This window comes from Mycobacterium parmense (genome assembly GCF_010730575.1).
In the GTDB taxonomy this organism is placed as follows: domain Bacteria; phylum Actinomycetota; class Actinomycetes; order Mycobacteriales; family Mycobacteriaceae; genus Mycobacterium; species Mycobacterium parmense.
On sequence record NZ_AP022614.1, the window covers coordinates 4,237,230 to 4,260,730 of the forward strand.

23 protein-coding genes are annotated in these 23,501 nt (G+C 67.9%); 9 read left to right on the top strand and 14 right to left on the bottom strand.

Annotation, left to right across the window (positions count from 1 at the left end; translation table 11 throughout):
- The 13 genes from G6N48_RS19545 to G6N48_RS19605 form a co-directional block, all read right to left on the bottom strand.
- Complete coding sequence (locus tag G6N48_RS19545; RefSeq protein WP_085270433.1) at window positions 1–672, bottom strand: SDR family oxidoreductase; 672 nt, start codon at window positions 670–672, stop codon at window positions 1–3.
- A gap of 48 nt (window positions 673–720) precedes the next feature.
- Window positions 721–1,218, bottom strand: a complete 498-nt coding sequence (locus G6N48_RS19550) for a MarR family winged helix-turn-helix transcriptional regulator (protein WP_085270434.1) — start codon at window positions 1,216–1,218, stop codon at window positions 721–723.
- Between the two features lie 64 nt (window positions 1,219–1,282).
- Complete coding sequence (locus G6N48_RS19555) at window positions 1,283–2,032, bottom strand: amino acid ABC transporter ATP-binding protein (RefSeq protein ID WP_085270435.1); 750 nt, start codon at window positions 2,030–2,032, stop codon at window positions 1,283–1,285.
- A complete protein-coding gene (locus G6N48_RS19560; RefSeq protein ID WP_085270543.1) occupies window positions 2,029–3,846 on the bottom strand; it encodes an ABC transporter substrate-binding protein/permease in 1,818 nt (605 codons plus the stop codon). Before G6N48_RS19560 ends, G6N48_RS19555 begins: the two co-directional genes overlap by 4 nt.
- A 49-nt stretch (window positions 3,847–3,895) precedes the next feature.
- Complete coding sequence (locus G6N48_RS19565) at window positions 3,896–4,636, bottom strand: GntR family transcriptional regulator (RefSeq protein ID WP_085270436.1); 741 nt, start codon at window positions 4,634–4,636, stop codon at window positions 3,896–3,898.
- A 119-nt stretch (window positions 4,637–4,755) separates the two neighbouring features.
- Entirely contained in the window at window positions 4,756–5,541 is a 786-nt protein-coding gene (locus tag G6N48_RS19570; RefSeq protein WP_085270437.1) for an LLM class F420-dependent oxidoreductase, read from the bottom strand.
- A 13-nt stretch (window positions 5,542–5,554) separates the two neighbouring features.
- A complete protein-coding gene (locus G6N48_RS19575; protein ID WP_085270438.1) occupies window positions 5,555–6,469 on the bottom strand; it encodes an alpha/beta fold hydrolase in 915 nt (304 codons plus the stop codon).
- A 25-nt stretch (window positions 6,470–6,494) separates the two neighbouring features.
- On the bottom strand, window positions 6,495–7,703 hold the full coding sequence (locus tag G6N48_RS19580; protein ID WP_085270439.1) for a DUF1214 domain-containing protein: 1,209 nt from the start codon (window positions 7,701–7,703) through the stop codon (window positions 6,495–6,497).
- Between the two features lie 2 nt (window positions 7,704–7,705).
- Complete coding sequence (locus G6N48_RS19585; RefSeq protein ID WP_085270440.1) at window positions 7,706–8,506, bottom strand: sugar phosphate isomerase/epimerase family protein; 801 nt, start codon at window positions 8,504–8,506, stop codon at window positions 7,706–7,708.
- Window positions 8,507–8,510: 4 nt separating this feature from the next.
- Window positions 8,511–9,680: a sulfotransferase family protein gene (locus G6N48_RS19590; RefSeq protein WP_085270544.1), complete on the bottom strand. Its 1,170-nt coding sequence runs from the start codon at window positions 9,678–9,680 to the stop codon at window positions 8,511–8,513.
- Window positions 9,677–10,804 carry an LLM class flavin-dependent oxidoreductase gene (locus G6N48_RS19595; RefSeq protein WP_085270441.1) on the bottom strand — a complete coding sequence of 376 codons (1,128 nt, stop codon included), beginning with the start codon at window positions 10,802–10,804 and terminating at the stop codon, window positions 9,677–9,679. The genes G6N48_RS19590 and G6N48_RS19595 overlap by 4 nt, the downstream gene beginning before the upstream one ends.
- A gap of 71 nt (window positions 10,805–10,875) precedes the next feature.
- Window positions 10,876–11,982 carry an inositol-3-phosphate synthase gene (locus G6N48_RS19600; protein WP_085270442.1) on the bottom strand — a complete coding sequence of 369 codons (1,107 nt, stop codon included), beginning with the start codon at window positions 11,980–11,982 and terminating at the stop codon, window positions 10,876–10,878.
- A gap of 67 nt (window positions 11,983–12,049) precedes the next feature.
- On the bottom strand, window positions 12,050–12,592 hold the full coding sequence (locus G6N48_RS19605) for a PadR family transcriptional regulator (RefSeq protein ID WP_085270443.1): 543 nt from the start codon (window positions 12,590–12,592) through the stop codon (window positions 12,050–12,052).
- A 305-nt stretch (window positions 12,593–12,897) separates the two neighbouring features.
- Here G6N48_RS19605 and G6N48_RS19610 point away from each other — a divergent pair, with 305 nt between their 5' ends.
- The 4 genes from G6N48_RS19610 to G6N48_RS19625 all read left to right on the top strand — a co-directional run bounded on the left by G6N48_RS19610 (window position 12,898) and on the right by G6N48_RS19625 (window position 18,140).
- Complete coding sequence (locus tag G6N48_RS19610) at window positions 12,898–13,314, top strand: DUF5318 domain-containing protein (RefSeq protein WP_085270444.1); 417 nt, start codon at window positions 12,898–12,900, stop codon at window positions 13,312–13,314.
- A 160-nt stretch (window positions 13,315–13,474) separates the two neighbouring features.
- Window positions 13,475–15,883, top strand: coding sequence for a transglycosylase domain-containing protein (locus G6N48_RS19615; RefSeq protein WP_085270546.1), 2,409 nt, complete (start codon window positions 13,475–13,477; stop codon window positions 15,881–15,883).
- On the top strand, window positions 15,880–17,502 hold the full coding sequence (locus G6N48_RS19620; RefSeq protein WP_085270445.1) for a glycosyltransferase family 87 protein: 1,623 nt from the start codon (window positions 15,880–15,882) through the stop codon (window positions 17,500–17,502). The genes G6N48_RS19615 and G6N48_RS19620 overlap by 4 nt, the downstream gene beginning before the upstream one ends.
- Entirely contained in the window at window positions 17,499–18,140 is a 642-nt protein-coding gene (locus G6N48_RS19625; RefSeq protein WP_085270545.1) for a DJ-1/PfpI family protein, read from the top strand. The genes G6N48_RS19620 and G6N48_RS19625 overlap by 4 nt, the downstream gene beginning before the upstream one ends.
- 32 nt (window positions 18,141–18,172) lie before the next feature.
- Here the strand turns inward: G6N48_RS19625 and G6N48_RS19630 are convergent, their stop codons facing one another.
- Window positions 18,173–18,505, bottom strand: coding sequence for a hypothetical protein (locus G6N48_RS19630; RefSeq protein ID WP_085270446.1), 333 nt, complete (start codon window positions 18,503–18,505; stop codon window positions 18,173–18,175).
- A 189-nt stretch (window positions 18,506–18,694) separates the two neighbouring features.
- Between G6N48_RS19630 and rpsF the strand changes: the two genes are divergently transcribed.
- From rpsF to dnaB, 5 genes are all read left to right on the top strand, one after another.
- Complete coding sequence (gene rpsF, locus G6N48_RS19635; RefSeq protein ID WP_085270447.1) at window positions 18,695–18,985, top strand: 30S ribosomal protein S6; 291 nt, start codon at window positions 18,695–18,697, stop codon at window positions 18,983–18,985.
- Window positions 18,986–19,082: 97 nt separating this feature from the next.
- A complete protein-coding gene (locus tag G6N48_RS19640; protein WP_085270448.1) occupies window positions 19,083–19,610 on the top strand; it encodes a single-stranded DNA-binding protein in 528 nt (175 codons plus the stop codon).
- A gap of 39 nt (window positions 19,611–19,649) precedes the next feature.
- A complete protein-coding gene (rpsR, locus tag G6N48_RS19645; protein ID WP_085270449.1) occupies window positions 19,650–19,904 on the top strand; it encodes a 30S ribosomal protein S18 in 255 nt (84 codons plus the stop codon).
- Between the two features lie 32 nt (window positions 19,905–19,936).
- Entirely contained in the window at window positions 19,937–20,395 is a 459-nt protein-coding gene (gene rplI / locus G6N48_RS19650; protein WP_085270450.1) for a 50S ribosomal protein L9, read from the top strand.
- 533 nt (window positions 20,396–20,928) lie between these two features.
- The gene (gene dnaB / locus G6N48_RS19655; RefSeq protein ID WP_085270451.1) at window positions 20,929–23,487 is read left to right on the top strand and encodes a replicative DNA helicase; all 2,559 of its coding nucleotides are present in this window, start codon (window positions 20,929–20,931) and stop codon (window positions 23,485–23,487) included.
- The last annotated feature ends 14 nt before the right edge of the window (window positions 23,488–23,501 follow it).

Sequence of the window (23,501 nt, forward strand, 5' to 3'; positions counted from 1 at the left end):
TTATCGCCGCGCGGGCCGCAGCACCACCTCGTGCACGTGTCCGTCGCGGGGGGTGGCGACGGCGTTGGCAACCGCCGCGGCGACGGTCTCGGGCTTGAGGAAGTTGGCGGCGTCGTATTCGCCACCCTCGAACGCGACGAGTTCGCGCTGCATCGGGCTGTCCGTGCGTCCGGGATAGACGGTGGTGACGCGCAGGTCCGGCTCGTCGCCGCGCAGCGAGTCCGCGAACGCACGCAACGCGAACTTGCTCGCCGAGTAGGACGCCATGCCGGGGGACACGTTTCGCCCGGCGCCGGAGTTGATGAACACCACGTGGCCGCGGGCTCGGCGCAGCGCCGGCAGCAGCGACAGCGTAAGCTCGACGGGTCCAAACACGTTGACGGCGAAGGTGGCTCGCCACTCGTCGATGTTCGAGTCGGCCAGATGACCTGGAATGGACACGCCGGCGTTGTGCACCAGCACGTCGAGTTCGTCGACGATCTCGCACGCGGCCTCGATCTCGTCGGTGTCGGTCAGATCGAGCGGAAAGGTTGTGGCGCCGAGCCGATCGGCGACCGCGTCGAGCCGGTCGGAGGGTCGCCCGGCCAGCAGCAGGGTGTGCGTGGGAGCCAGCGCCGTGGCGATGGCCGAACCGATACCGCCGCCGGCCCCGGTGATGAGTGCAGTGGGCATGCAGCCGAGCCTACCGTCACCGCGAATCACCTTGACGGAAGGGCTTTTTCAGGCCTCTTTTCGCGCGGCGGACTCGTCTGCGGGGCCGGGTTCGCCGGAGGCCAGCCGTTCCAGCGGTGGCAGCGCCTTCAGCAACATCTCGAGATCGGACACGGGAAGTTGACTGAGCATCGCGGCTAGGGCTGCGCGCCGGTTGGCCAGCGACTCGCCGTGAACGGCCCGTCCCCGCGGGGTGATGTCGACGAGCACGGCGCGCAGGTCGGACGGGTCGCGGGAGCGCTTGACGAGCCCGAGCTTCTCGAGGCGCCGGATCGCCACGGTGGTGGTGGGGGTTCGCACCCGCTCGTGGGCAGCCAGGTCGGTCATGCGGATCGGACCTTGATCGAGCAGGGTGACCAGAATCGACAATTGCGCCAGCGTCAAATCTCCGGCGGCCGCACCGTTGGGGTCGCCGCGGCGCAGCATGGAAAAAAGTTTGGACAGCGCACGGTGCAAACCTTCCGCAAGCTCCGTCACCTCGGGCGCGGTGGAGTCGCTGTCCGCCATAAGTCGGCAGTCTAACCCTATCTGGGGGGCGAACAAGTGAGCTCTTGTCGACGAGCTCCCGGCGTCAGAGCACCTGGGACAGGAATCGCCGCAGCCGCTCCGTCTGCGCGGCTTCGAAGATCTGCTCGGGCGGGCCCGATTCCACGACCTTGCCGTGATCCATGAAGACGACCGTGTCGGCTGCCGACCGGGCGAACGCCATTTCATGGGTGACGACGAGCATGGTCATGCCGTCGGCCCCGAGATCGGCGACGAGTTGCAGTATTTCCTTGACCGTTTCGGGATCCAGCGCCGAGGTCGCCTCGTCGAAGAACATGACCTGAGGCGCCATCGCCAGGGCGCGGGCGATGGCAACCCGTTGCTGCTGGCCGCCGGAGAGCATCCCGGGCCGGGCGGCGGCCTTGTGCTTGAGGCCAACTCGGTCCAGCTGTGCCAGCGCCAGCTCGCGCGCTGCGTCGGCGTTGAGCCGCCGCAGTTTTTGTGGCGCCAGCGTGACGTTGCGTAGCACGCTGAGGTGCGGGAAGAGGTTGAAATGCTGAAAGACCATACCGATGCGCTGGCGAAGTTGGTTGGGATCGTCGCGCATCACCGACTTGCCGTCGAGCAGGATGTCGCCGCTGTCAGGCTCATGCAGTCGATTCAACGTCCGCAGCAGCGTCGACTTACCCGACCCGGACGGTCCGACGATGGCCACCGTGCTGCCCGCCGGAGCCTTCATGTCCACACCGCGCAACACCACCGTGCCGCCCAAAGTCTGGTGAATTCCCTTGGCTTCCAGGGAGACTGACGGGGGCGCCAAGGTGGGGCCGCTCACGTGATCTCCTGGCTGAAGGGCGCGGTGAGCACGTCGCCGCGGTCTTCGTCCGCGGCCGCGCGGCCCCCCCGGCGCAGGCGCGAGTCGATGTAGTTCACCAAATGCGTCAACGGGATTGTCAATATCAGGTAGAAGGCGCCGGCAGCGACCAGCGGCGACAGGCTGCCGGACTGCGCGTTGAGGTCGCGGCCCACCTGAAACAGCTCGCGCTGGTCGGCGACCAGACCCAGGAAGTACACCAGCGCGGAGGCCTTCAGCAGTCCGATGGCCTGATTGACCAGAGCGGGCAGCACTCGCCGTACGCCCTGCGGCACCACCACCAACCGCATGGCGGTCGCATAGCTGAAGCCGAGTGCCCGCGAGGCTTCGAGCTGGCCCGGGTCGACGCTCTGAATACCCGAACGCAATATCTCACCGATGTAGGCGGCGGCCATCAGTCCCAGGGCCGCGATCCCCAGCGGATAGGGATTCTTGTTCGTCAGGCCACCAACCAGCGGCCCGATGCCCATCCCGATGATCAGGATGATGACCACCTCGGGCAGGCCCCGGAAGATGTCGGTGTAGATCCGCGCCGGCCAGCGCAGCCAGCGCGACTGCGAGATCCCGGCCATCGCGAGCACCATGCCCAGCACCAGCCCGATCACCAGCGCGCTGTTCGTCAGGATCATCGTGTTCGGCAAACCCGTGGTCAAAAGCACGGGGATGGCCTGCTTGTACAAGTCCCAATCGAGGAACGAATGACCTAATTGCGCCAGGACGGACTGTGGCGCGCTCGGCGCCACCGGTTTGCGGTGCTGGCCCTCGGCGATCGCGGCGAAGTTCGGCAGCCTCGGGGCGGGGAGAAACAAGGACCCGGGTTTCCAGCCCGGCGGCAGCGTCCGGGGCACCCACTGGCAGTACAGGTTCGCCCAGGTGCCATCGGCGATGACAGCGTCCAGACCGGAATTCAGCGCATCGAGCAGCGGCCCGTTCTGTGGGGCTACCGCGTAGGCCACGAAATTGTCCTGGCTGAAGATGTTCGCGACGGTGACCGCAGGGTCGCCCGGCCGGATCACGGTCATTGCCAGGGTTCCGGGCGCCACCCAGGCGTCGAGCTGGCGCGTCTTGAGGGCGGCGTACAGGGTCGCGAAGCCGGGGTACTTCACCGGCTTCAGATTCAGGGTGTCGACGACGAACGACTCCTCGACGGTGCCCTGCACCACGCCGATCCGCTGGCCCGCAGCGAGGTCACCGAACTTGTGGATCGGTGAGCCGGGGGGCACCACGAGCGAGAAGAACCCGAAGTCGTAGCCATTGGTGAACGAGACGGTGCGACGGCGTGCATCGGTCGCCTTGATCGCCGCCGAGCCGACGTCGAAGCGCCCCGACGCCACCTGTGCGAGCAGCGCGGAGAAATCCGTGCTGACGAACCGGATCTCCAGACCGAGCTTGTCGGCGATCGCCCGCAGCAGCTCGTTGTCGAAGCCGCTGAATTCGCCGGTGGGGGTGATGCAGATGTTGGGCGGGGCGTCGGACAACGTGCCGACCGTCAGAACACCCCCCGTCGCGAGGCCCAACGCGTCGACGTTGACCGCGCGGAGCGGCTCGACGGTGGTGGTGGTGCCCGAGTCCTGGCGATGCGGGTACGGGTTGGTGGTCAGGTCTTTCGGCAATGCCACCGCGCTGTCCAAGCCGCCCGGTGCGCACTGGTTCCAGTCGGCGGACGCCGGAGCAGCCGGTCCACCCAGGACCACGCCGAACACGATCAGGATCGTCAGGGCCAGTCGGACCAACTGCCCACCACATCTGATGCACCCGCCCACTCGCAAAGTCATCACCGCCACCGTAACCACCTGATCCCGGTTCGGCTTGCCAAGCGCTGTGCTACACCGCCAGGGACGGCTCGCCAGGGCCCGGGTCGGCGTCGGCGAGGGCAGCAACGGAGTCGGCGCCAACGCCGGCCGTGTCGTCGGGCCGGGCGAAGACCCGGCGCCGGAACAGTTCTGCGAGCATCGTCTGGGCCATCAGCGACGAGCGAGCGACGCACGCGGCGCGTGCGCCGTTCGGGTCGTGCCGGTGAATGGCGGAGGTCTCGTCTTCGTAGAACGGCAGCGTGTCTTCGCGGCCGTTCTGGTAGGTCGCCCAGAACGCGCGCGGGATGATGTCCTGCGAGGCTCGGATCGAGGCGCGCAGGCGCGGTCCCGCGTACTCCTCGTTGATGGTGTGCCGATACTCCGCGGTGAGGTCGGAGAAGGTGCGCGAGTCTTTGGCGGCTCGCAGCGACCGCATGAGCGTGTCCAGCTGTCCCAGGATGCGCGGCGTCGGGCTGGTGGCCGCCCGGGCCGACGCGATCCCGTTGAGCATGCCCTCGAGTTCGTAGTGCTCCAGGATTGTGGCTTCGTCGAAGCGCTCAACGAACGCGCCCCGGTGGTAACGGGTCGAGACGATGCCGTCGTGTTCGAGTTGGACCAGTGCCTCCTGGATCGGGACCCGGCTCACCCCCAGGCCGAGCGCGATCTCGTTGCGGTCGACGCGGTCGCCGCTGCGCAGCTTGCCCGTCAGCAGCAAGTTGAGGATGTGCGAGACGACCAGGTCCTTTTCCTTGATCCCGTACTTCTTCGGCATGTGTGTCCGTGAGCCTCTTTCGACACGCGTAGATCATTAGCGCTGAGAAGTTTCTCACAACCCCGTTCGTACTATCAGAGGTTTCGTCAATCGGGTTGCGCAAGCCTCCAACCGCAGGTCTAGCGGCTGTCGCGCCACTTACACAGCGCTTCGGCGGCGCCGAGGTCGTAGCTCGGGCCGTCACAACCCACCGTGAGCAGTGTGACACCGAGGCCGGCCAGGGTTTGGGCATCGGCGATCAGATCGCCGCCGCCCTGCACGGCCGCGGAGCGTTCGATGCTCGCCGGCTCACGCCCCACTTCGGCGCAGTGCCGGGACAAGACGCCGGACTTCGCGGGGAACTCGTCCGCGGAGGTGAAGCTGTGCCAGATGTCGGCGTACTCGGCGACCAGCCGCAGGGTCTTGCGTTCGCCGCCGCCCCCGATCAGAACCGGGATGTCGCGGGTGGGCTGCGGATTCAGCTTGGCCAGCCGAGCCTTGATGCGCGGCAGGGCGCCCGCCAGGTCGTCGAGGCGGCTGCCTGCCGTGCCGAACTCGTAGCCGTACTCGTCGTAGTCCTTCTGCTTCCAGCCGGAGCCGATACCGAGGATGAGCCGGCCGCCCGAGACGTGGTCGACGGTGCGGGCCATGTCGGCGAGCAACTCGGGGTTGCGGTAGGAGTTGCAGGTCACCAACGCGCCGATCTGGATGCGCGACGTCTGCTCGGCCCAGGCGCCGAGCATCGTCCAGCATTCGAAGTGCGCGCCGTCGGGATCGCCGTAGAGCGGGAAGAAGTGGTCCCAGTTGAAAGCGACGTCGACGCCGATGTCCTCGCAGCGGCGCACGGCGTCGCGGATTTGTTGGTAGTGCGGCGCGTGCTGAGGCTGCAGTTGCACTCCGATACGGATGGCGGGATTGGCATTCATATCCCCACCGTAGTCAGCGGGCGGCGAGCACCCCGCGCAGAAGATCGGTCAGTGCGCGGGGCTGGTCGCTCTGCACCGAATGGCCCGAGTTCGCCACGACGTGCATGGTGCGGAAACGCTCTGCGCGATGGGCCAGTTCGGCCGCATCCTCATCGGTGACGAAGGGAGAGGATCCCCCGCGCACCAGGGTGACGGGTGCGGCCAGCGCGTCGACGTCCTCCCACAGGTCGCCGAAGTTCGGGACGGCGCGGATGGCGTCGTAGCGCCACGCCCAGCTGCCGTTGTCGAGCCGGCGGGAGTTGTGGAACACGCCCCTGCGCAGCGCCTTGACCTCGCGGTGCGGCGCCGCGGCGACGGTCAGGTCCAGCATCGCCTGGAAGGAGGGGAACTCGCGCTCGCCGGCTACCAGCGCCACGGTGCCCTGTTGCTCGGTGGTCAGCTCGGCATACCGGTGCAACGCCGACGGGGTGACGTCGACGAGGACGAGTTCGCGCACCAGCTCCGGTGCGATCGCGCCGATCCGGATGGCCGTCAGGCCACCCAGTGACATCCCCACGACCAGCTCGGCATCAGGCGCGAGAGCGCGCAGCACGGGCGCGACGGCGTCGGCGTTGTGGCGGGGTGAATAGTCACCGTCCGCACGCCAGCCCGAATGCCCGTGGCCCGGAAGGTCGACGGCCAGCGCCGGTTCGCCGAGCCCGACGATCACGGTGTCCCACGTGTGGGCGTTCTGCCCGCCCCCGTGCAGGAACACGACCCGTGGGGAAGCCGAGCCCCAGCGCAACGCGGAGACCCGGCCGTGTGGCGTGTCCGTCTCTATCCGCTCGACCTCCGGCAGCGGGCCCGCGACGCCGGCCTGCTCGGCGTTCTCCGCCAGCAGGGAGAATTCGGAGAGCCCGGCGAGTTCGTCCTCGGAGATGTCGGTCACAGGCTTCGACACTAGAGGAACGACATCAGAGGACATAGCGTCGCCGAATGCCGCGGAACCGCTCCCACATCGCGGCGACGCGCTCGGCCCGACCCGCCGTCGCGGTGTCGGCGGGAAGGGCGTCAGGCAACTCGTCGTGTTTGACCAACCGGGTGTGCAAAACGGCGGGCTCGCCCTCGAGCATGTGGCGATACGTCAGGTTGCCGCGCTCGAAACCCTGGGTGTCCAGCCAGTTGTGCACGCCCGGATCCCGGTGCGCCATCACCAGGCGGACGCGACCATCGCCATCCGTCGTGACGCGGCTCGGCGTGTAGCTGACGGGGCGGTACAGGTAGTCCATGCTGTTGAAGAAGACGCCCATGTTCGTGAACATCCACAGCCCCTCGTGGGCGTCGAATTCGACGATCAGGGCCTCGTCGGGGCCGAGCTCCCAGTACATGTTGGCGGCGGCCCTGCCGCGTTTGTTGTCCGCGTCGGTGGCGCCGGCCGGCGGGAAGGCGTTCGGGCGGCCGGCGTCGACGCCCCCGTATTCAAAGGGGAATTCGGGCCAGTCGGACATCAGGCCGGCGATGAACTCACCGGCCCAGCGCATGGCCTCGATCATGGTGTCCGGTGTGGGCAGCGGCTTGGGCGCGGCCATGTCGATCCGCTCGATCCGCATCTGGGCGGGCAACTCGTCCCAGCGGTCGAAGCCCTGCCGGATGAACAGCTTTCGCGAGCCCGGCGTGGTGGGCAACCAGTTGGGCCCGCGCTCTTCGCCACCGATGTAGAGCTCGAACGACCCGTCGTCGTCGACGCTGAGTTGCCGGCCGAAGACGTTGGCTTCCGGTGTGTCGCCGAAGGGTTCGTGCAGCACTCCCGGCCCGGGTATCCGCGGGCCCTGAACCGTGACGTTGAAGAACGGGGCTGTCCCGCGGGTGCCGCTCAGTCGGTAGGTGGACTGCCCGTCGATCCACGCCTGCTGGTAGGTGAAATCGGCGCAGTCGCCGCCGAGCTTGCGGGTGGGGCCGGCGAAGGTGTGCAACGCCGGGTAGCCGCTGTCCCTGGTCTCGAGCGCCAGATCGAAGGCCTGGCCCAGGTTTTGGGTGAGGAAGCGGAACGCGTCCACGCGCTGCGGGCCCGACGTGGCGTTGGCGTCCTTGAACACCTTCTCGCCCGCGCCGATGAGTCGCCCGCAGAATTGTGTCCACGCCGCGTGCAATGCCGCATCGTCAGTGCCGTCGCCGAAGCCCATTGTCAAACGCCCAATTTCGTCAGCATCGCGCCGACGACGTCGCAGGCGCGCCGGGCGGATTCCAGGCGGCCCTCGTGCTCGATGCGGGGACCGATCAGTTCCAGGTCGAACCCGTGCGGGTAGCCGCCGGCCAGCACGCCGGCGACGAACGCTTCGAGCGGGATGGTGCCGTCGCCGGGGACCGCCCTGGCCGGCAGCCCGCGGTCGCCGAGCACGTAGTCGCTCAACTGGATGAGGGCCGTGCGGGGCAGCGCCCGCCGAACCATCGCCTCGAAATCACCCTCGGCCCAGCAGTGGAACACGTCGATGCAGATTTGTAGGCCGGCCATCTCGGCCAGTGTGACGGCGTCGCGCAGGCTGTGGGCGATGTGGATGTCGGCGTAGAGGGGCGAGGCCGTCTCGATGGCCAGCGCGACGCCGGCCTGGCGGGCGTGCGCGACGCAGGGTGCGATCATCGCGCTGAACCGTTCGGCGGCCCGATCCCAACTCATGGTCCCGCGGCCACCGGTCAGCAGGTAGACGGTCCGCGCGCGCACGGCGGCCGCGGCGTCGATGACGGTGCACAGGGCGTCGCTCGCGGCGCGGGGGTCGGCGGACAGCCGTCCCCGCGCGAAGACGTGGCAGACGGCTTCCACCGAATATGCGGTGCGCTGCAACAGCTTCGGGAACGACGGATCGAGCGCCTGACTGTCCAGGACGCTCAGCCGGGACACGCCGAGCGCGGCCCATTTCGCCTCGAGATCGGGCAGGGCCGCGCCGTGGAAGGTGACGCTGTGTACGGACAGTCGGGGGTGCGCCGTCATCGCCTCAACCCCGGATCTCGATCGGGACGCCGAATCTGTCACGGAAGGGCGCGAACTCGGCGTGCAGGGCGTGGAGGTCCTCTCCGATGTCGATCAGCAACTGGGTCGAGTATTTGAACTTGCCGTGGCGGTCGCCGGGGTGGTCGGCCAGGTAGTCCCGCATTGCGGCCTCGGCTTCGGCGGCGAGTTCGCGACCGCAGAACTCGTAGTATCGCCGCACGGTGCCGACGGGATCGGCGATGAAGTCGGTGTAGCGGATATGCAGGATGCGGGGGTCATCCACCAACGGATTGCTCATTGTGTTGGCGACACTGGCGCGGGTCAGGTCGAGGTGCTTTCTGGCTTCGACCAGCAGATCCACCGGCCCGACCATCCCTTCGGCGATGTCGGCCATCATCATGGTGCGAGACGCGGCCACCTGTACGGGATCCCGATGCAGCCAGACCATGTGCGCGTCGGGGTAGGTCTCGAACAACTGCTCGAGTCGGAACCCATGAAAGCCCTTGAGTACCCAGTATTTCGGCGGCCGCCGGTATTGCAGCTGCTGGAGCATGGCCTTGTGCAGCCGGTATTGCGCGGCCGGATCGGTGGGCAGGCCACCGACCAGCGACTGCATGGGCACGCGCCACCACGCGGTGGGGGTCATGACGCGAAAGTCGAACGCCCAGGTGCGTTCGTCCTCGGGCAGCCCGTCGCCCAGCATGTCGTTGTAGGGGTGACTGTGCAGCCATTTGGGCATCTTCGCGTTGATCTCGCGCCAGTCGGCGTCGGCACGCCTGCGCCTGTCGTCGTCGGCGCCGGCCAGCCCCGGCGGCGGCGACGGGTACATGACCTCCCAGAAGCGCAACGCCCGCGCGCGCGGGTCGACGGACATCAGTGCGTGCATCAGCGTTGTGCCCGAACGCGGTTCGCCGGTCACGAACATCGGGGAGTCGACCACCTCGGTGGCGATGGGGTAGCGGTTGCGGTCCTCGATGAATTCCAGGCGCGACGTCAGCAGCCATCGACACACCTGTGCCGCCTGCGCGTTGCCGTCGGCGTCCATGCCCAGGGCGTTGAGGTGCTCGACGGCCGCGGCGAAACGTTCGGGCAGCGTCGGGTCGCCGTAGTCACGCAGACCGGTCTCGGCCTCGGCCGCGGCCAGCATCGCGGCGGCGACCAGCGGCGCGGTCACGCGGGCACCCCGCACAGCTGCATGAGCTCGTCCTCGGCGGCGCGGACGTTCGCGGCCGAGGCCGCGGCGTAGCGCAGTCCGGCCATCGCGCCGTAATCGAGGATCTTGGGCACGCGCAGCCCCGCGTCGACGTAGGTCTTGACGATTTCCGCCACCTCTTTCGGTGTCCCGTGGGGCACAACGGCCAGGATCATCTCGGGCTGCACCCGGGCGAGGAACGCCGCGATCCGCTCGCGGGTCAGCACCGCCGGGTCGATGTCCTGGAACCCCCGCCAACCCTCCCCCATCGGGTGTTCGAAACCGAAGCCGCGCAACGTCTCCGCCGAGACCTGCAGCAGGAACGCTTTGACCAGGGGGGCGCGCAGGATCTCGGCGAGGGCGTCGTCGTCGGCACCGATGAGACACACCTGGATGAAGCACGGCGTGATCGCCATCGGGTCGCGGCCGGCGCGCTGCGCCGAGGTCCGCACGACGCTCAGCATCTGTGCGTAATGCTCGGGGGTCCAGGCGCCGGCCGGCCACCAGCCGTCGGCATGACGGCCGGCGATCTCCAGCATCCGCGGGCCGCTCGCGCCGACCCAGATCTGCGGGGCCCGGCCTTCGTACGGCTCGGTGTCCAGCCGGGCGTGGCGCAACGAATAGAACCTGCCGTCGAAGTCGACCGGCCGCTCGCTTTCCCACAGGCTCCGGATCACCGCCAGCGCTTCCTCGAAACGGCTTACCGGGCGGGCGAAGTCGAAGCCGTAGGGCAGCGTGTTCTCGCTCTCGCCGCTGCCGAGGCCGAGGATGAAACGCCCCTTGGCGAGGTGCTGGATCGTCAGCGCCGTCTGGGCCAGCATGGCGGGGTGCCGGCGCACCGTGTCGACTACGGCGCTGACGAGCGGGACGTTCTCGGTGAGCACCGCGGCCGCGGCGGCCACCGCCAGCCCGTCGAGGTGGCGATGCGGCGACGGCGAGGCGGCGGCGAGATCGGTGAACTCGGGCGTCCAGATCGAGTCCGGCCAGAAACTGACCATGTGGTCGGGCAGCCAGATCGAGTGGTAGCGACCGCTGTCGAGCTCATCGAGCCCCGACAAGTCCAGCGGCAGGGTCGTCCGCAGGAAGGCGGCGCATTGCACGGTCATCGAGACATGATGCTAAGCACTTGCACAGCATCGTGTACAGCGGTGACGCGCGGTTGCGCCGAACCGAAGAGTTACCCCTCGATGATGAACTCTTCGAGCTGGGTGCGCGCGACGTCGTCGGGCAGCTGGCGCGGCGGGCTCTTCATCAGGTAGGCCGACGCGGCAACCACCGGTCCGCCGATCCCGCGGTCCTTGGCGATCTTCGCGGCGCGCACCGCGTCGATGATGACGCCCGCCGAGTTCGGGGAGTCCCACACCTCGAGCTTGTACTCGAGGTTCAGTGGCACGTCACCGAAGGCACGGCCCTCGAGCCGCACGTAGGCCCACTTGCGGTCGTCCAGCCAGCCCACGTGGTCCGACGGGCCGATGTGGACGTCTTTGGTCTTGAACTCGCGCTGCAGGTTGCTGGTGACCGCCTGGGTCTTCGAGATCTTCTTGGATTCCAGCCGCTCGCGCTCGAGCATGTTGAGGAAGTCCATGTTGCCGCCGACGTTGAGCTGCATGGTGCGGTCCAGTTGCACGCCGCGGTCCTCGAACAGCTTGGCCATCACGCGATGGGTGATGGTGGCGCCGACCTGGCTCTTGATGTCGTCGCCGACGATCGGGACGCCGGCGTCGGCGAACTTTTTGGCCCACACCGGGTCGCTGGCGATGAACACCGGCAGCGCGTTGACGAACGCCACGCCGGCGTCGATCGCGCACTGCGCGTAGAACTTGTCGGCCTCTTCGGAGCCCACCGGCAGGTAGGACACCAGCACGTCGACATTGGCCTCGCGAAGCACCTGGACCACGTCGACCGGCTCGGCGTCGGAGACGTCGATGGTGTCGGCGTAGTACTTGCCGATGCCGTCGAGGGTCGGGCCGCGCTGCACGGTCACGTTGGTGGGCGGCACGTCGGCGATCTTGATGGTGTTGTTCTCCGACGCGAAGATTGCCTCCGACAGGTCGAAGCCGACCTTCTTGGCGTCCACGTCGAATGCGGCCACGAACTTGACGTCGCGGACGTGGTACGGGCCGAACTTCACGTGCATCAGGCCGGGCACGGTCGACGTCTCGTCGGCGTTCTGGTAGTACTCGACGCCCTGGACCAGCGAGGACGCGCAGTTCCCGACGCCAACGATGGCGACTCGTATCTCGGACTGCGCCTCTTGCGCCTTCGGCGGCTGAAGGTCACTCATAGGGCGTTCTCCTAACTTCATGAGCATCTGTGACGGATGCGCTTGTGCGGGGGTTGGTGCAGGGGTTCTAGGTTTGTTCGGACAGGCCGGGCATCGCCCGCTCAGCGGCGATCAACTCGTTGAGCCACTTGACTTCACGTTCGCTGGACTCGAGGCCCAGCTGATGAAGCTGGCGGGTGTACCGGTCGAACGAGCTGCTGGCCCGCGCGATGGCTTCACGCAGACCTTCCCGCCGTTCCTCGACCTGACGGCGGCGACCTTCCAGGATGCGCATGCGTGCTTCTGCCGGAGTCCGGTTGAAGAACGCCAGGTGCACCCCGAAGCCGTCATCGGTGTAGTTGTGCGGGCCGGTGTCGGCCACCAACTCACCGAAGCGCTGACGGCCCAAGTCGGTCAGCTGGTAAACCCGGCGGGCGCGCCGGACGGGCGTGCCTGTCGGAGCGGCATTCTCGGCGATCAGTCCTTCGGACTGCATACGCCGCAACGCCGGGTAGAGCGAACCGTACGAAAACGCCCGGAACGCGCCGAGGAGCCCGGTCAGCCGCTTGCGCAACTCGTACCCGTGCATGGGCGACTCGATGAGGAGACCCAGGATGGCCAGCTCCAGCATCTCCTCACCCCCTTTGCATCGGTAGTTACGACGGTTCGACGCCTCGCGTAATCGTATCGTTCCGATATATTTGCCACAACTGCACCTCGTGTTGGTGCGGTATTCGTCACGGCACGCGAGAGCGCATCGCGCCGCTGCGGGGACGCGATGGGGCCTGGTCCACGGTGTTCACGGAGATCGTAGGAGCGCGCCGCCGGTTCGGCACGGCGGGTGAGTGCCGCCGGCCGGGCACCGGGGCCGGGCGCGCGCGTCGCGCCGGCTCGGTTGCGTATCGGTGCCGCGGGAGGCGACGTACTCTGGTCACCGTGCGACTGCAGCGACAGGTGGTGGACTACGCGCTCCGGCGGCGCTCTCTGCTGTCCGAGGTTTACTCGGGCCGCACCGGGGTGTCCGAGGTCTGCGACGCGAACCCATATCTGCTGCGCGCCGCCAAGTTTCACGGCAAACAGAGCCAGGTGATGTGCCCCATCTGCCGAAAGGAGCAGCTCACGCTGGTGTCGTGGGTGTTTGGCGATCACCTGGGTCCGGTCTCGGGTTCGGCGCGCACGGCCGAGGAGTTGGTCCTGTTGGCGACCCGCTTCGACGAGTTCTCGGTTCACGTGGTGGAAGTGTGTCGAACCTGCAGTTGGAATCACCTGGTCAAGTCGTACGTGCTCGGCGCGGCGCGCCCGCCCAAGGGCAAGCGGACGGCACGCAACGGGGCCCGCACGGCCATTGAGTAACGAAGGGCATAGCGAAGGGCGCCACGACCCGTCCTCCGGTGACCCGCAAGCGCCGGTGACCGAGCGCCTCGGCAAGCATTCGGCGGCTCGCGCGGACGGCACCGTCGCGGGCGCGGGTCAGCTTCCCGGCCACCGCCGCCAGGTGCCGCCGGACGACCGGATGACCACGATCCTGCCGCCGGTCCGGGACGACCGGCCAACGCCCACGCGTCCCGATCCGATCGACGAGGTCAGGGCGGCGTTGGCCGGCCCGCCGTCGACCCCGCTGAACCGCGACCCGATCGACGAGGTGAAGGCCGCGCTGGACGAGCGGGCGGCCAGGCCGGGGCGCCGGGAGGGACCGCTGTCCGGGGGTGGCCCGCCGGTCGGCCCCCCGCCGCCACCGCCGGGACGTCACGGCGGCCCGGGTCAGGGCGGGCCCGGACGGGGCATCGACTGGTCCTGGACCCAGCGGATCAACTGGCAGTGGGTGCGACGGGCGGCCTACCTCGCGGCGGCGGTACTGGTGCTGTTGCCGATCGTCACCTTCGCCATGGCGTATTTCATCGTCGACATCCCCAAGCCGGGGAATATCCGCACCAACCAGGTCTCGACGATCCTGGCCAGCGACGGTTCGGAGATCGCGAAGATCATTCCGCCCGAGGGCAACCGGGTGGACGTCAACATCAGCCAGGTGCCCGTGCACGTGCGCCAGGCGGTGATCGCCGCCGAGGACCGCAATTTCTACTCCAACCCGGGGTTCTCGTTCACTGGGTTCGCGCGGGCCGTGGACAACAACCTGTTCGGTCATGGGGACCTGCAAGGCGGTTCCACGATCACCCAGCAGTACGTGAAGAACGCGCTGGTCGGTTCCGCGCAGCACGGCCTGAACGGTCTGATGCGCAAGGCCAAGGAGCTGGTGATCGCCACCAAGATGTCGGGGGAGTGGTCCAAAGACGATGTGCTGCAGGCCTACCTGAACATCATCTACTTCGGCCGCGGCGCCTACGGCATCTCCGCCGCCGCCAAGGCCTACTTCAACAAGCCGGTCGAGCAGCTGACGGTCTCCGAGGGCGCGCTGTTGGCGGCGCTCATCCGGCGGCCGTCGTCGCTGGACCCCGCCGTCGACCCGAAGGGCTCGATGGCGCGGTGGAACTGGGTGCTCGACGGCATGGTGGAAACCAAGGCCCTGTCCCCGAGCGACCGTGCCGCCCAGGTGTTCCCCCCGACCGTGCCGCCCGACCAGGCGCGCGCGCAGAATCAGCCCAGCGGTCCCGACGGCCTGATCGAGCGCCAGGTGACCAAAGAGCTGATGGAGTTGTTCAACATCGACGAGCAGACCCTCAACACCGAGGGGCTGCAGGTCACCACGACAATCGATCCCAAGGCGCAGCAGGCCGCGGAGAAGGCTGTCACCAAAACCCTCGACGGGGAGGACCCCGACATGCGGTCCGCCGTCGTCTCGGTCGACCCGCACGACGGCGCGATCCGCGCCTATTACGGCGGGTCCGACGCCAACGGATTCGACTTCGCTCAGGCCGGCCTGCAGACGGGCTCGTCGTTCAAGGTGTTCTGCCTGATCGCCGCGCTCGAGCAGGGGATTGGGCTGGGGTATCAGATCGACAGCTCACCGCTGACGGTCGACGGCATCAAGATCACCAATGTCGACGGCGAGAGCTGCGGCACCTGCAACATCGCCCAGGCGCTCAAGCAATCGCTGAACACGTCCTACTACCGGCTGATGCTCAAGCTCAAGGGCGGCCCGCAGGCGGTCGCGGACGCCGCGCACCAGGCCGGCGTCGCCACCAGCTTCCCGGGCGTCGACCACACGCTGTCCGAGGACGGCAAGGGCGGGCCGCCCAACAACGGGGTGGTGCTGGGCCAGTACGAAACCCGGCCGATCGACATGGCATCGGCCTACGCCACGCTGGCCGCCTCCGGCGTCTACCACCGGCCGCATTTCGTGCAGAAGGTCGTGAACTCCGAGGGGCAGGTGCTTTTCGACGCGAGCAACTCCGACAACAGCGGCGAGCAGCGCATACCCAAGGCCGTCGCCGACAACGTCACCGCTGCCATGGAGCCGATTGCCGGCTACTCGCGCGGCCACAACCTCGCCGGCGGCAGGCCGTCGGCGGCCAAGACGGGCACCACTCAACTCGGTGACACCAACGCCGACAAGGACGCCTGGATGGTCGGGTACACGCCGTCGCTGTCGACGGCGGTGTGGGTGGGCACCGTCAAGGACGACGTGCCGCTGGTGACGGCCTCGGGCGCGCCGGTCTACGGGTCGGGTCTGCCGTCGGACATCTGGAAGTCGACCATGGACGGCGCGCTGAAGGGCACCCCCAACGAGTCCTTCCCGAAGCCGACGGAGATCGGCGGCTACGCGGGCGTGCCGGCGCCGCCTCCGCCGCCGAAGGAGCCTCCGCCGGTGACCGTCATCCAGCCGACCATCGAAGTGGCGCCGGGCATCACGATCCCGGTCGGGCCGCCCACGACCATCACCGGCGCACCGCCACCGCCGCCCGGCGGCGAACCCGGCGTCCCACCCGGCGGCGCCCAGGCGCCTCCGCCACAGCCGCCACCGTGACGGGCGCTCCCGAGAAGAGCGGCACCATCTCCCCGCAGCCGCTGGCCCCGGACCTACGCAGCGTCACCAACCGCGATTGCCCGAGCCGCACCGACGTTCTGGGTGCCGCCCTGGCGGACGCCATCGGCGGGCCAGTGGGTGGCCACGCCCTGATCGGTCGCAACCGGGTGATGACTCCGCTGCGGGTGATGTTCGTCGTCGCGCTGTTCTTCCTGGCGCTCGGCTGGTCGACGAAGGCGGCCTGCCTGCAGAGCACCGGCGGCGGGACCGGCGACCAGCGGGTCGCCAACTGGGACAACCAGCGCGCCTACTACGAGTTGTGCTACTCCGACACGGTGCCGCTGTACGGCGCCGAACTGCTCAGCCAGGGCAAGTTCCCGTACAAGTCGAGTTGGACCGAGACCGACGGCAGCGGCACCCCGCAGATCCGCTACGACGGTCGCCCCGCGGTGCGATACATGGAGTATCCGGTGCTGACCGGCATGTATCAGTACGCGTCGATGGCGTTGGCCAAGACCTACACGGCGCTGAGCAAGGTCGCCCCGCTTCCCGTGGTCGCCGAGGTTGTGATGTTCTTCAACCTCGCCGCATTCGGGCTGGCGCTGGCGTGGCTGGGCACCGTGTGGGCGACGGCGGGACTCGCCGGCCGCCGGATCTGGGACGCGGCGCTGGTGGCCGCCTCGCCCCTGGTGATCTTCCAGATCTTCACCAACTTCGACGCCCTGGCCACGGCTTTCGCGATGGCCGGACTGCTGGCGTGGGCGCGCCGCAAACCGGTGCTGGCCGGCGTGCTGATCGGCCTGGGCGCAGCGGCCAAGCTGTACCCCTTGCTGTTCTTGGCGCCGATGCTGCTGCTGGGAGTCCGCACCGCGCGGCTCGGCGCGCCGGCCCGCACCGCGACCACGGCCCTGGCCACCTGGCTGTTGGTCAATCTGCCGGTCCTCGTGCTGTTTCCGCGCGGCTGGTCGGAGTTCTTCCGGCTCAATACCCGGCGCGGTGATGACATGGATTCGCTCTACAACGTGGTCAAGTCGTTCACCGGGTGGCGCGGCTTCGACCCCGGGCTGGGGTTCTGGGAACCGCCGACGGTGCTCAACTCCGTGGTGGCGGCGCTGTTCGCGATCTGTTGCGCGGCGCTCGCCTATGTCGCGCTCACCGCTCCGCGCCGGCCGCGGGTGACCCAGCTGGCGTTTTTGGCGGTGGCGGCGTTCCTGCTGACCAACAAGGTGTGGAGCCCGCAGTTTTCGCTGTGGCTGGTGCCGCTCGCCGTGCTCGCGTTGCCGCATCGTCGAATCCTGTTGGCGTGGATGACGGTCGACGCGCTCGTGTGGGTGCCGCGGATGTACTTCCTGTACGGCAACCCGAACCGCTCGCTGCCGTTGCAGGTCTTCACCACGACGGTGCTGCTGCGCGACATCGCGGTGATCGGACTGTGCGCGTTGGTGATTCGGCAGATCTATCGTCCCGACGAGGACCTGGTGCGCTGGGGCGGCCGGTTGGACGACCCTGCGGGCGGCCCCTTCGACCGCGCGCCCGACGCCCCGCCCGGTTGGCTGCCCGACTGGCTGCGACCGGCGGGGGTGCGCCGCTCGCCGGCGCCGGCTGCGGCGGCGCCGTGACCCTCGTCGTCATCCCGTTGTTCCCCCGGTTCACCGCGCTCGACGCCGTGGGCCCTTACGAGGTGCTGCAACGGATCCCGTCGATCGAGGTGGTGTTCGCCGGGCATCGTCGCGGCGAGGTGCGCACGGAGAACGGGATGCTCGGCATGACATGCGACGCCACCTTCGATGAGGTGGCGGCCCCGGATGTGGTGGTGTTCCCCGGCGGCATCGGAACCCGGCAGCTGATTCACGACGACGTCGTCCGCGCCTGGCTGCACGCCGTGCACCCGAACACCACCTACACGACCTCGGTGTGCACCGGCGCGCTGCTGCTCGCGTCGGCGGGCCTGCTCGACGGGCTGACCGCGACCACCCACTGGCGCGCCGCCGACCTGCTCAACGCGCTGGGCGCCCGCTACGTGCCCCAGCGCGTCGTCGAACACCTACCGCAGCGGATCATCACCGCCGCGGGCGTGTCCAGCGGCATCGACATGGCCCTGCGGTTGGTGGAACTGCTCGTCGATCGGCGGGCAGCGCAGGCCGCTCAGTTGATGATCGAGTACGACCCGCAGCCGCCGTTCGACACGGGCGCCCTGGACAAGGCCGACGACGCCACGGTGGCGCGGGCCGCCGACTACTTCGAGGAGCGGCAGTAACGCTCGACGGGGCAGTGGGTTGTCGCGGTGGGTTAGTGCCCTTCTCCGCGCGGCTGGTTGGCGACGAAACATTGCACACGTTTGGCGGCGTCGTCCGGCTTGACGCCCATGCCCACCAAGATCTGGGTGACTTGCGCAGGGGAGTCCCCGGAATCGAGATCCGTCTGGATCACGTGGACGCTCGGGAACCACAGCTCTGCGGTTACGCCCGGCGGCGGGGGCTTGGCGTCGCCACCCAGGCAATGAACGTAACCGTCGATGCCGGTGTCGGCGTGAGCGGACGACGCCCCCGTCAGCCCGCCGGCGATGAGCAGGCCGGCGATTCCGATGCCGGACGCGCCCCGGCTGAACTGAAGGATCTGCATCGCGGTCCGCTCCTTCGTGTCGCCCCGCAGGATCCTAACTCTTCCAGAGCGGCCGATCAGGGCCTTCGATTGCCGGGATTTTGAGGCCAACCGCGGGTCCGGTAGCCTGGTGCGGTTGCCGACGCAGGCGACCCTCCTGCCACGGATCGTCCGTGGCCGCTTGAGACCAGAGGAGGTGGTGAGGTTTCCATGCGTCCATACGAAATCATGGTCATTCTCGACCCCACGCTCGACGAGCGCACCGTAGCCCCGTCTTTGGAGACGTTCCTCAACGTCGTCCGCAAGGACGGCGGATCCGTCGACAAGGTCGACATCTGGGGCCGGCGCCGCCTGGCCTACGAGATCGCCAAGCACGCCGAGGGCATTTATGTCGTCATCGACCTCAAGGCCGCCCCGGCGACGGTGTCCGAACTCGACCGCCAGCTGAGCCTCAACGAGTCGGTTCTGCGCACCAAGGTAATGCGCACCGACAAGCACTGACTGCCGCCTGTCGGCGCGGCTGCATAGGCTCTACGAGACATGCTCACGACCGTCCACCGTGCACAGGCGATGAATCGGGCGGAACTAGGAGGAAACTGTGGCTGGTGACACCACTATCACCGTTGTCGGAAACCTGACCGCCGACCCCGAGCTGCGGTTCACTCCCTCGGGTGCCGCCGTCGCGAATTTCACCGTGGCGTCGACCCCTCGGATCTATGACCGCCAGAGCGGTGAGTGGAAGGACGGCGAGGCGCTGTTCCTGCGTTGCAACATCTGGCGCGAGGCCGCCGAGAATGTCGCCGAGAGCCTCACGCGAGGCTCACGCGTGATCGTCACGGGCCGGCTCAAGCAGCGCTCCTTCGAGACCCGCGAGGGCGAGAAGCGCACCGTGGTCGAGGTCGAGGTCGACGAGATCGGGCCCTCCCTGCGGTACGCGACCGCCAAGGTGAACAAGGCCAGCCGCAGCGGCGGTGGCGGCGGTGGCGGTGGCTTCGGCGGGGGATCGCGTCAGGCCGCGCCGCCGGCGGGTGGTGGCGGTGGTGGTGGGGCTCCGGCGGACGACCCGTGGGGCAGCGCTCCGGCGTCGGGCTCGTTCGGCGGCGGCGACGACGAGCCGCCCTTCTAGACCCCAGAACTTCAGTAAGAAACGACAGGAAAGACAGACATGGCGAAGTCCAGCAAGCGGCGTCCGGCCCCGGAAAAGCCGGTCAAGGCGCGCAAGTGCGTTTTCTGCGCGAAAAAGGGACAGGCGATCGACTACAAAGACACGACATTGCTGCGCACCTACATCAGTGAACGCGGCAAGATTCGCGCCCGGCGTGTCACCGGCAACTGCGTCCAGCATCAGCGTGACATCGCCACCGCGGTCAAGAATGCCCGCGAGGTTGCCTTGCTTCCCTTCACGTCCTCGGCGCGCTAGTCGGCCCGGACACCAACCGAAAGAACACAACGATGAAGCTGATTCTGACGGCTGACGTCGACCACCTCGGCACCGTCGGTGACACCGTGGAGGTCAAGGACGGCTACGGCCGCAACTTCCTGCTGCCGCGCGGCCTGGCGATCCTCGCCTCGCGCGGGGCGCAGAAGCAGGCCGACGAGATTCGCCGGTCCCGCGAGACCAAGGCGGTCCGCGACCGCGACCACGCCGCCGAGCTGAAGACGGCGATCGAGGCGCTGGGCCCGGTTTCGCTCCCGGTGAAAACCGCGTCCGACTCGGGCAAGCTGTTCGGATCCGTGACCGCGGGTGATGTGGTGGCGGCCATCAAGCGGGCCGGCGGCCCCAACCTGGACAAGCGGATCGTCCGGTTGCCCAAGTCGCACATCAAAGCCATCGGCACCCACCCGGTGTCGGTGCACCTGCACCCGGAGATCGACGTCGAGGTCGCGCTCGAGGTCGTCGCGGCGAGCTAAGCGGACGAGATTTGCTCGAGCCCGGCGGTGGCCCAGATCGGCCGCCGCCGGGCTTCGCTGTGCTGCGAGGTCGCCGTCCGGGCGTGTCAGCGCCTGTCGCGGACGTCTGTTCCAGCGAACTCTTCCGGTGGCGCCTCCGAACGGCTGCCTTTACCGGCTCGTAACGCTGCGAAAATGTCGCTGAAAGCCAACACGCCCGGCGCAGTAACCTGGCACGACACGCCGTAGAGATTCTTGTCCACACAAATTTTATGGCGTTGTATGGCGCTTAGCTGCAGCGTTGCACCACCCCTGGGAATCGGTCCACAGGTTCTCCACACCCCGCTCAACACAGGTGTCGATGGATATGCACACACCATGCACAGCTTCATGAACAGGCGCCCTTTGAAGTGCTAGCCAGCAACGTCTAACGTCGTCCCGGCACGAGGCGTACGAGTGCTGTGGGGCGGAAGTGTCTGCGCCTTGACTTACGCTGAAGAATAGCGGTAATCGAATATACGTTCGGATGCGTTTGTCAGGGGAGGAGGAGGTCCATGGCGGTCGTCGACGACCTGGCGCCGAGCATGGATTCGTCGGCGCCGAGCGAGGACTACGGCCGTCAGCCGCCGCAGGATCTGGCGGCCGAGCAGTCGGTGTTGGGCGGCATGCTGTTGAGCAAGGACGCCATCGCCGACGTGCTGGAGCGGCTGCGGCCGGGCGATTTCTATCGCCCGGCGCATCAGAACGTCTACGACGCGATCCTCGACCTCTATGGGCGAGGCGAACCGGCCGACGCGGTGACGGTGGCCGCCGAACTGGACCGCCGCGGGATGCTGCGCCGCGTCGGTGGCGCGCCGTATCTGCACACCCTGATCTCGACCGTGCCGACGGCGGCCAACGCGGGCTACTACGCGGGCATCGTTGCCGAGAAGGCGCTGCTGCGCCGTTTGGTCGAGGCGGGCACGCGGGTTGTGCAGTACGGGTACGCCGGCGCCGAGGGCGCCGACGTAGCCGAGATCGTCGACCGCGCCCAGGCCGAGATCTACGACGTCGCCGAGCGGCGGCTGTCGGAGGACTTCGTTCCGCTCGAGGACCTGCTGCAGCCGACGATGGACGAGATCGACGCCATCGCGTCCAATGGCGGCATCTCCCGCGGGGTGCCCACCGGCTTCACCGAACTCGACGAGGTGACCAACGGCCTGCACCCGGGGCAGATGATCATCGTCGCGGCGAGGCCCGGCGTGGGGAAGGCGCTCGCGTTGGACACGCCGCTGCCCACGCCGTCCGGCTGGACGACCATGCGCGAGGTCGCGGTCGGCGACGAGTTGCTCGGCGCAGACGGGCGGCCGACGCGGGTGGTGGCGGCCACCGACGTGATGCTGGGCCGGCCGTGCTACGAGGTGGAGTTCTCTGACGGCACGGTGCTCGTCGCCGACGCAGAGCATCAGTGGCTGACCGAAACACGCGCATCCCGGAAGTCGGCGCAAGCCGCGGAGGTGGGCTACAACCGCTGTAAAAACCAGCGCACATTTGCGGCGGTACGAACGACGGCCGAGATCGCCGGGAGCCTGCGCTGTGACAGCAGGGACCGGAGACTGAACCACAGCGTGGTCAATTCGCGTGCGCTCGACCTACCGGATCGCGAATTCTTGGTTCCCCCCTACACCCTTGGCGCCTGGCTTGGGGACGGTGCGAGTGCGGCCGCCCAGATCACAACGGCCGACCCGGAAATCGTCATGCGGATCGAAGCGGACGGGTTCGTGGCAGTCCCATCGCAAACCGCTCGGTACCGGTATGAGCTGTGCCTGCCGGCTGACGTCGAGCCTCCGCGCGAGTGCATGGTATGCGGCGAGTCGTTCGTCCCCCCAACGAATCCGAACTGCGTTCGCTGCTCCGGACCGTCGCCGGGATTCCGGTTGCGCCAGGACTGCCGTTGGGCTGAGGGCACTTTGCAGGCGCGACTCACAACACTCGGCGTGCTCGGCAACAAGCACATTCCGATCGAATACCTGCGGGGGTCCGAGACGCAACGGCGCGCCCTGCTCGCCGGCCTGCTCGACACCGACGGAGCGGTGACCGCGTGCGGCGCTGTCCAATTTTCGGTCACCAGCCATCGGCTGGCGTGCGACGTCGCCGAGCTGATCGTCAGCCTCGGCTATCGCTGCCAAACCTCGACCAAGCGCGTACGGGGCCCCCACGACTCGTCCGGCGTTGCGTACACTCTGACCTTCTCCACCGACGAGGCGGTGTTCGCCTTACCGCGAAAGGCCCTCACGCACAAGGAGCGCCGGGCCACGGCCGGCACCAAACGCTCCGGGTCGCGCTTCATTGTGGACGTGCGCCCCGTCGAGACCGTCGCCGTGCGTTGTGTCGAAGTGGACAACGACAGCCACTTGTATCTGGCGAGCAAGGCGATGATTCCCACCCATAACTCCACGCTGGGTCTGGATTTCATGCGGTCGTGCTCGATCAAGCACCGAATGGCGAGCGTGATCTTCTCGCTGGAGATGAGCAAGTCCGAGATCGTCATGCGGCTGCTGTCCGCGGAGGCGAAGATCAAGCTGGCCGACATGCGTTCGGGCCGGATGAGCGACGACGACTGGACGCGGCTGGCGCGGCGGATGAGCGAGATCAGCGAGGCGCCGCTGTACATCGACGACTCGCCCAACCTGACCATGATGGAGATTCGCGCCAAGGCGCGCCGGCTGAAGCAAAAGGCCGACCTGAAGCTGGTCGTCGTCGACTACCTGCAGCTGATGACGTCAGGCAAAAAGCATGAGTCGCGGCAGGTCGAGGTGTCGGAATTCTCCAGGCACCTCAAGCTTCTGGCCAAAGAGATCGAGGTGCCGGTAGTCGCGATCGCGCAGCTGAACCGCGGTCCCGAGCAGCGCACCGACAAGAAGCCGATGCTGTCGGACCTTCGCGAATCCGGCTCCCTCGAGCAGGACGCTGACATGGTCATCCTGCTGAACCGGCCGGATGCCTTCGACCGCGACGACCCGCGCGGGGGCGAGGCGGATTTCATTCTCGCCAAACACCGTAACGGCCCGACCAAGACGGTCACCGTCGCACACCAGCTGCACCTGTCGCGCTTCGCGAACATGGCGCGCTAGCACTTGGCGGCTGT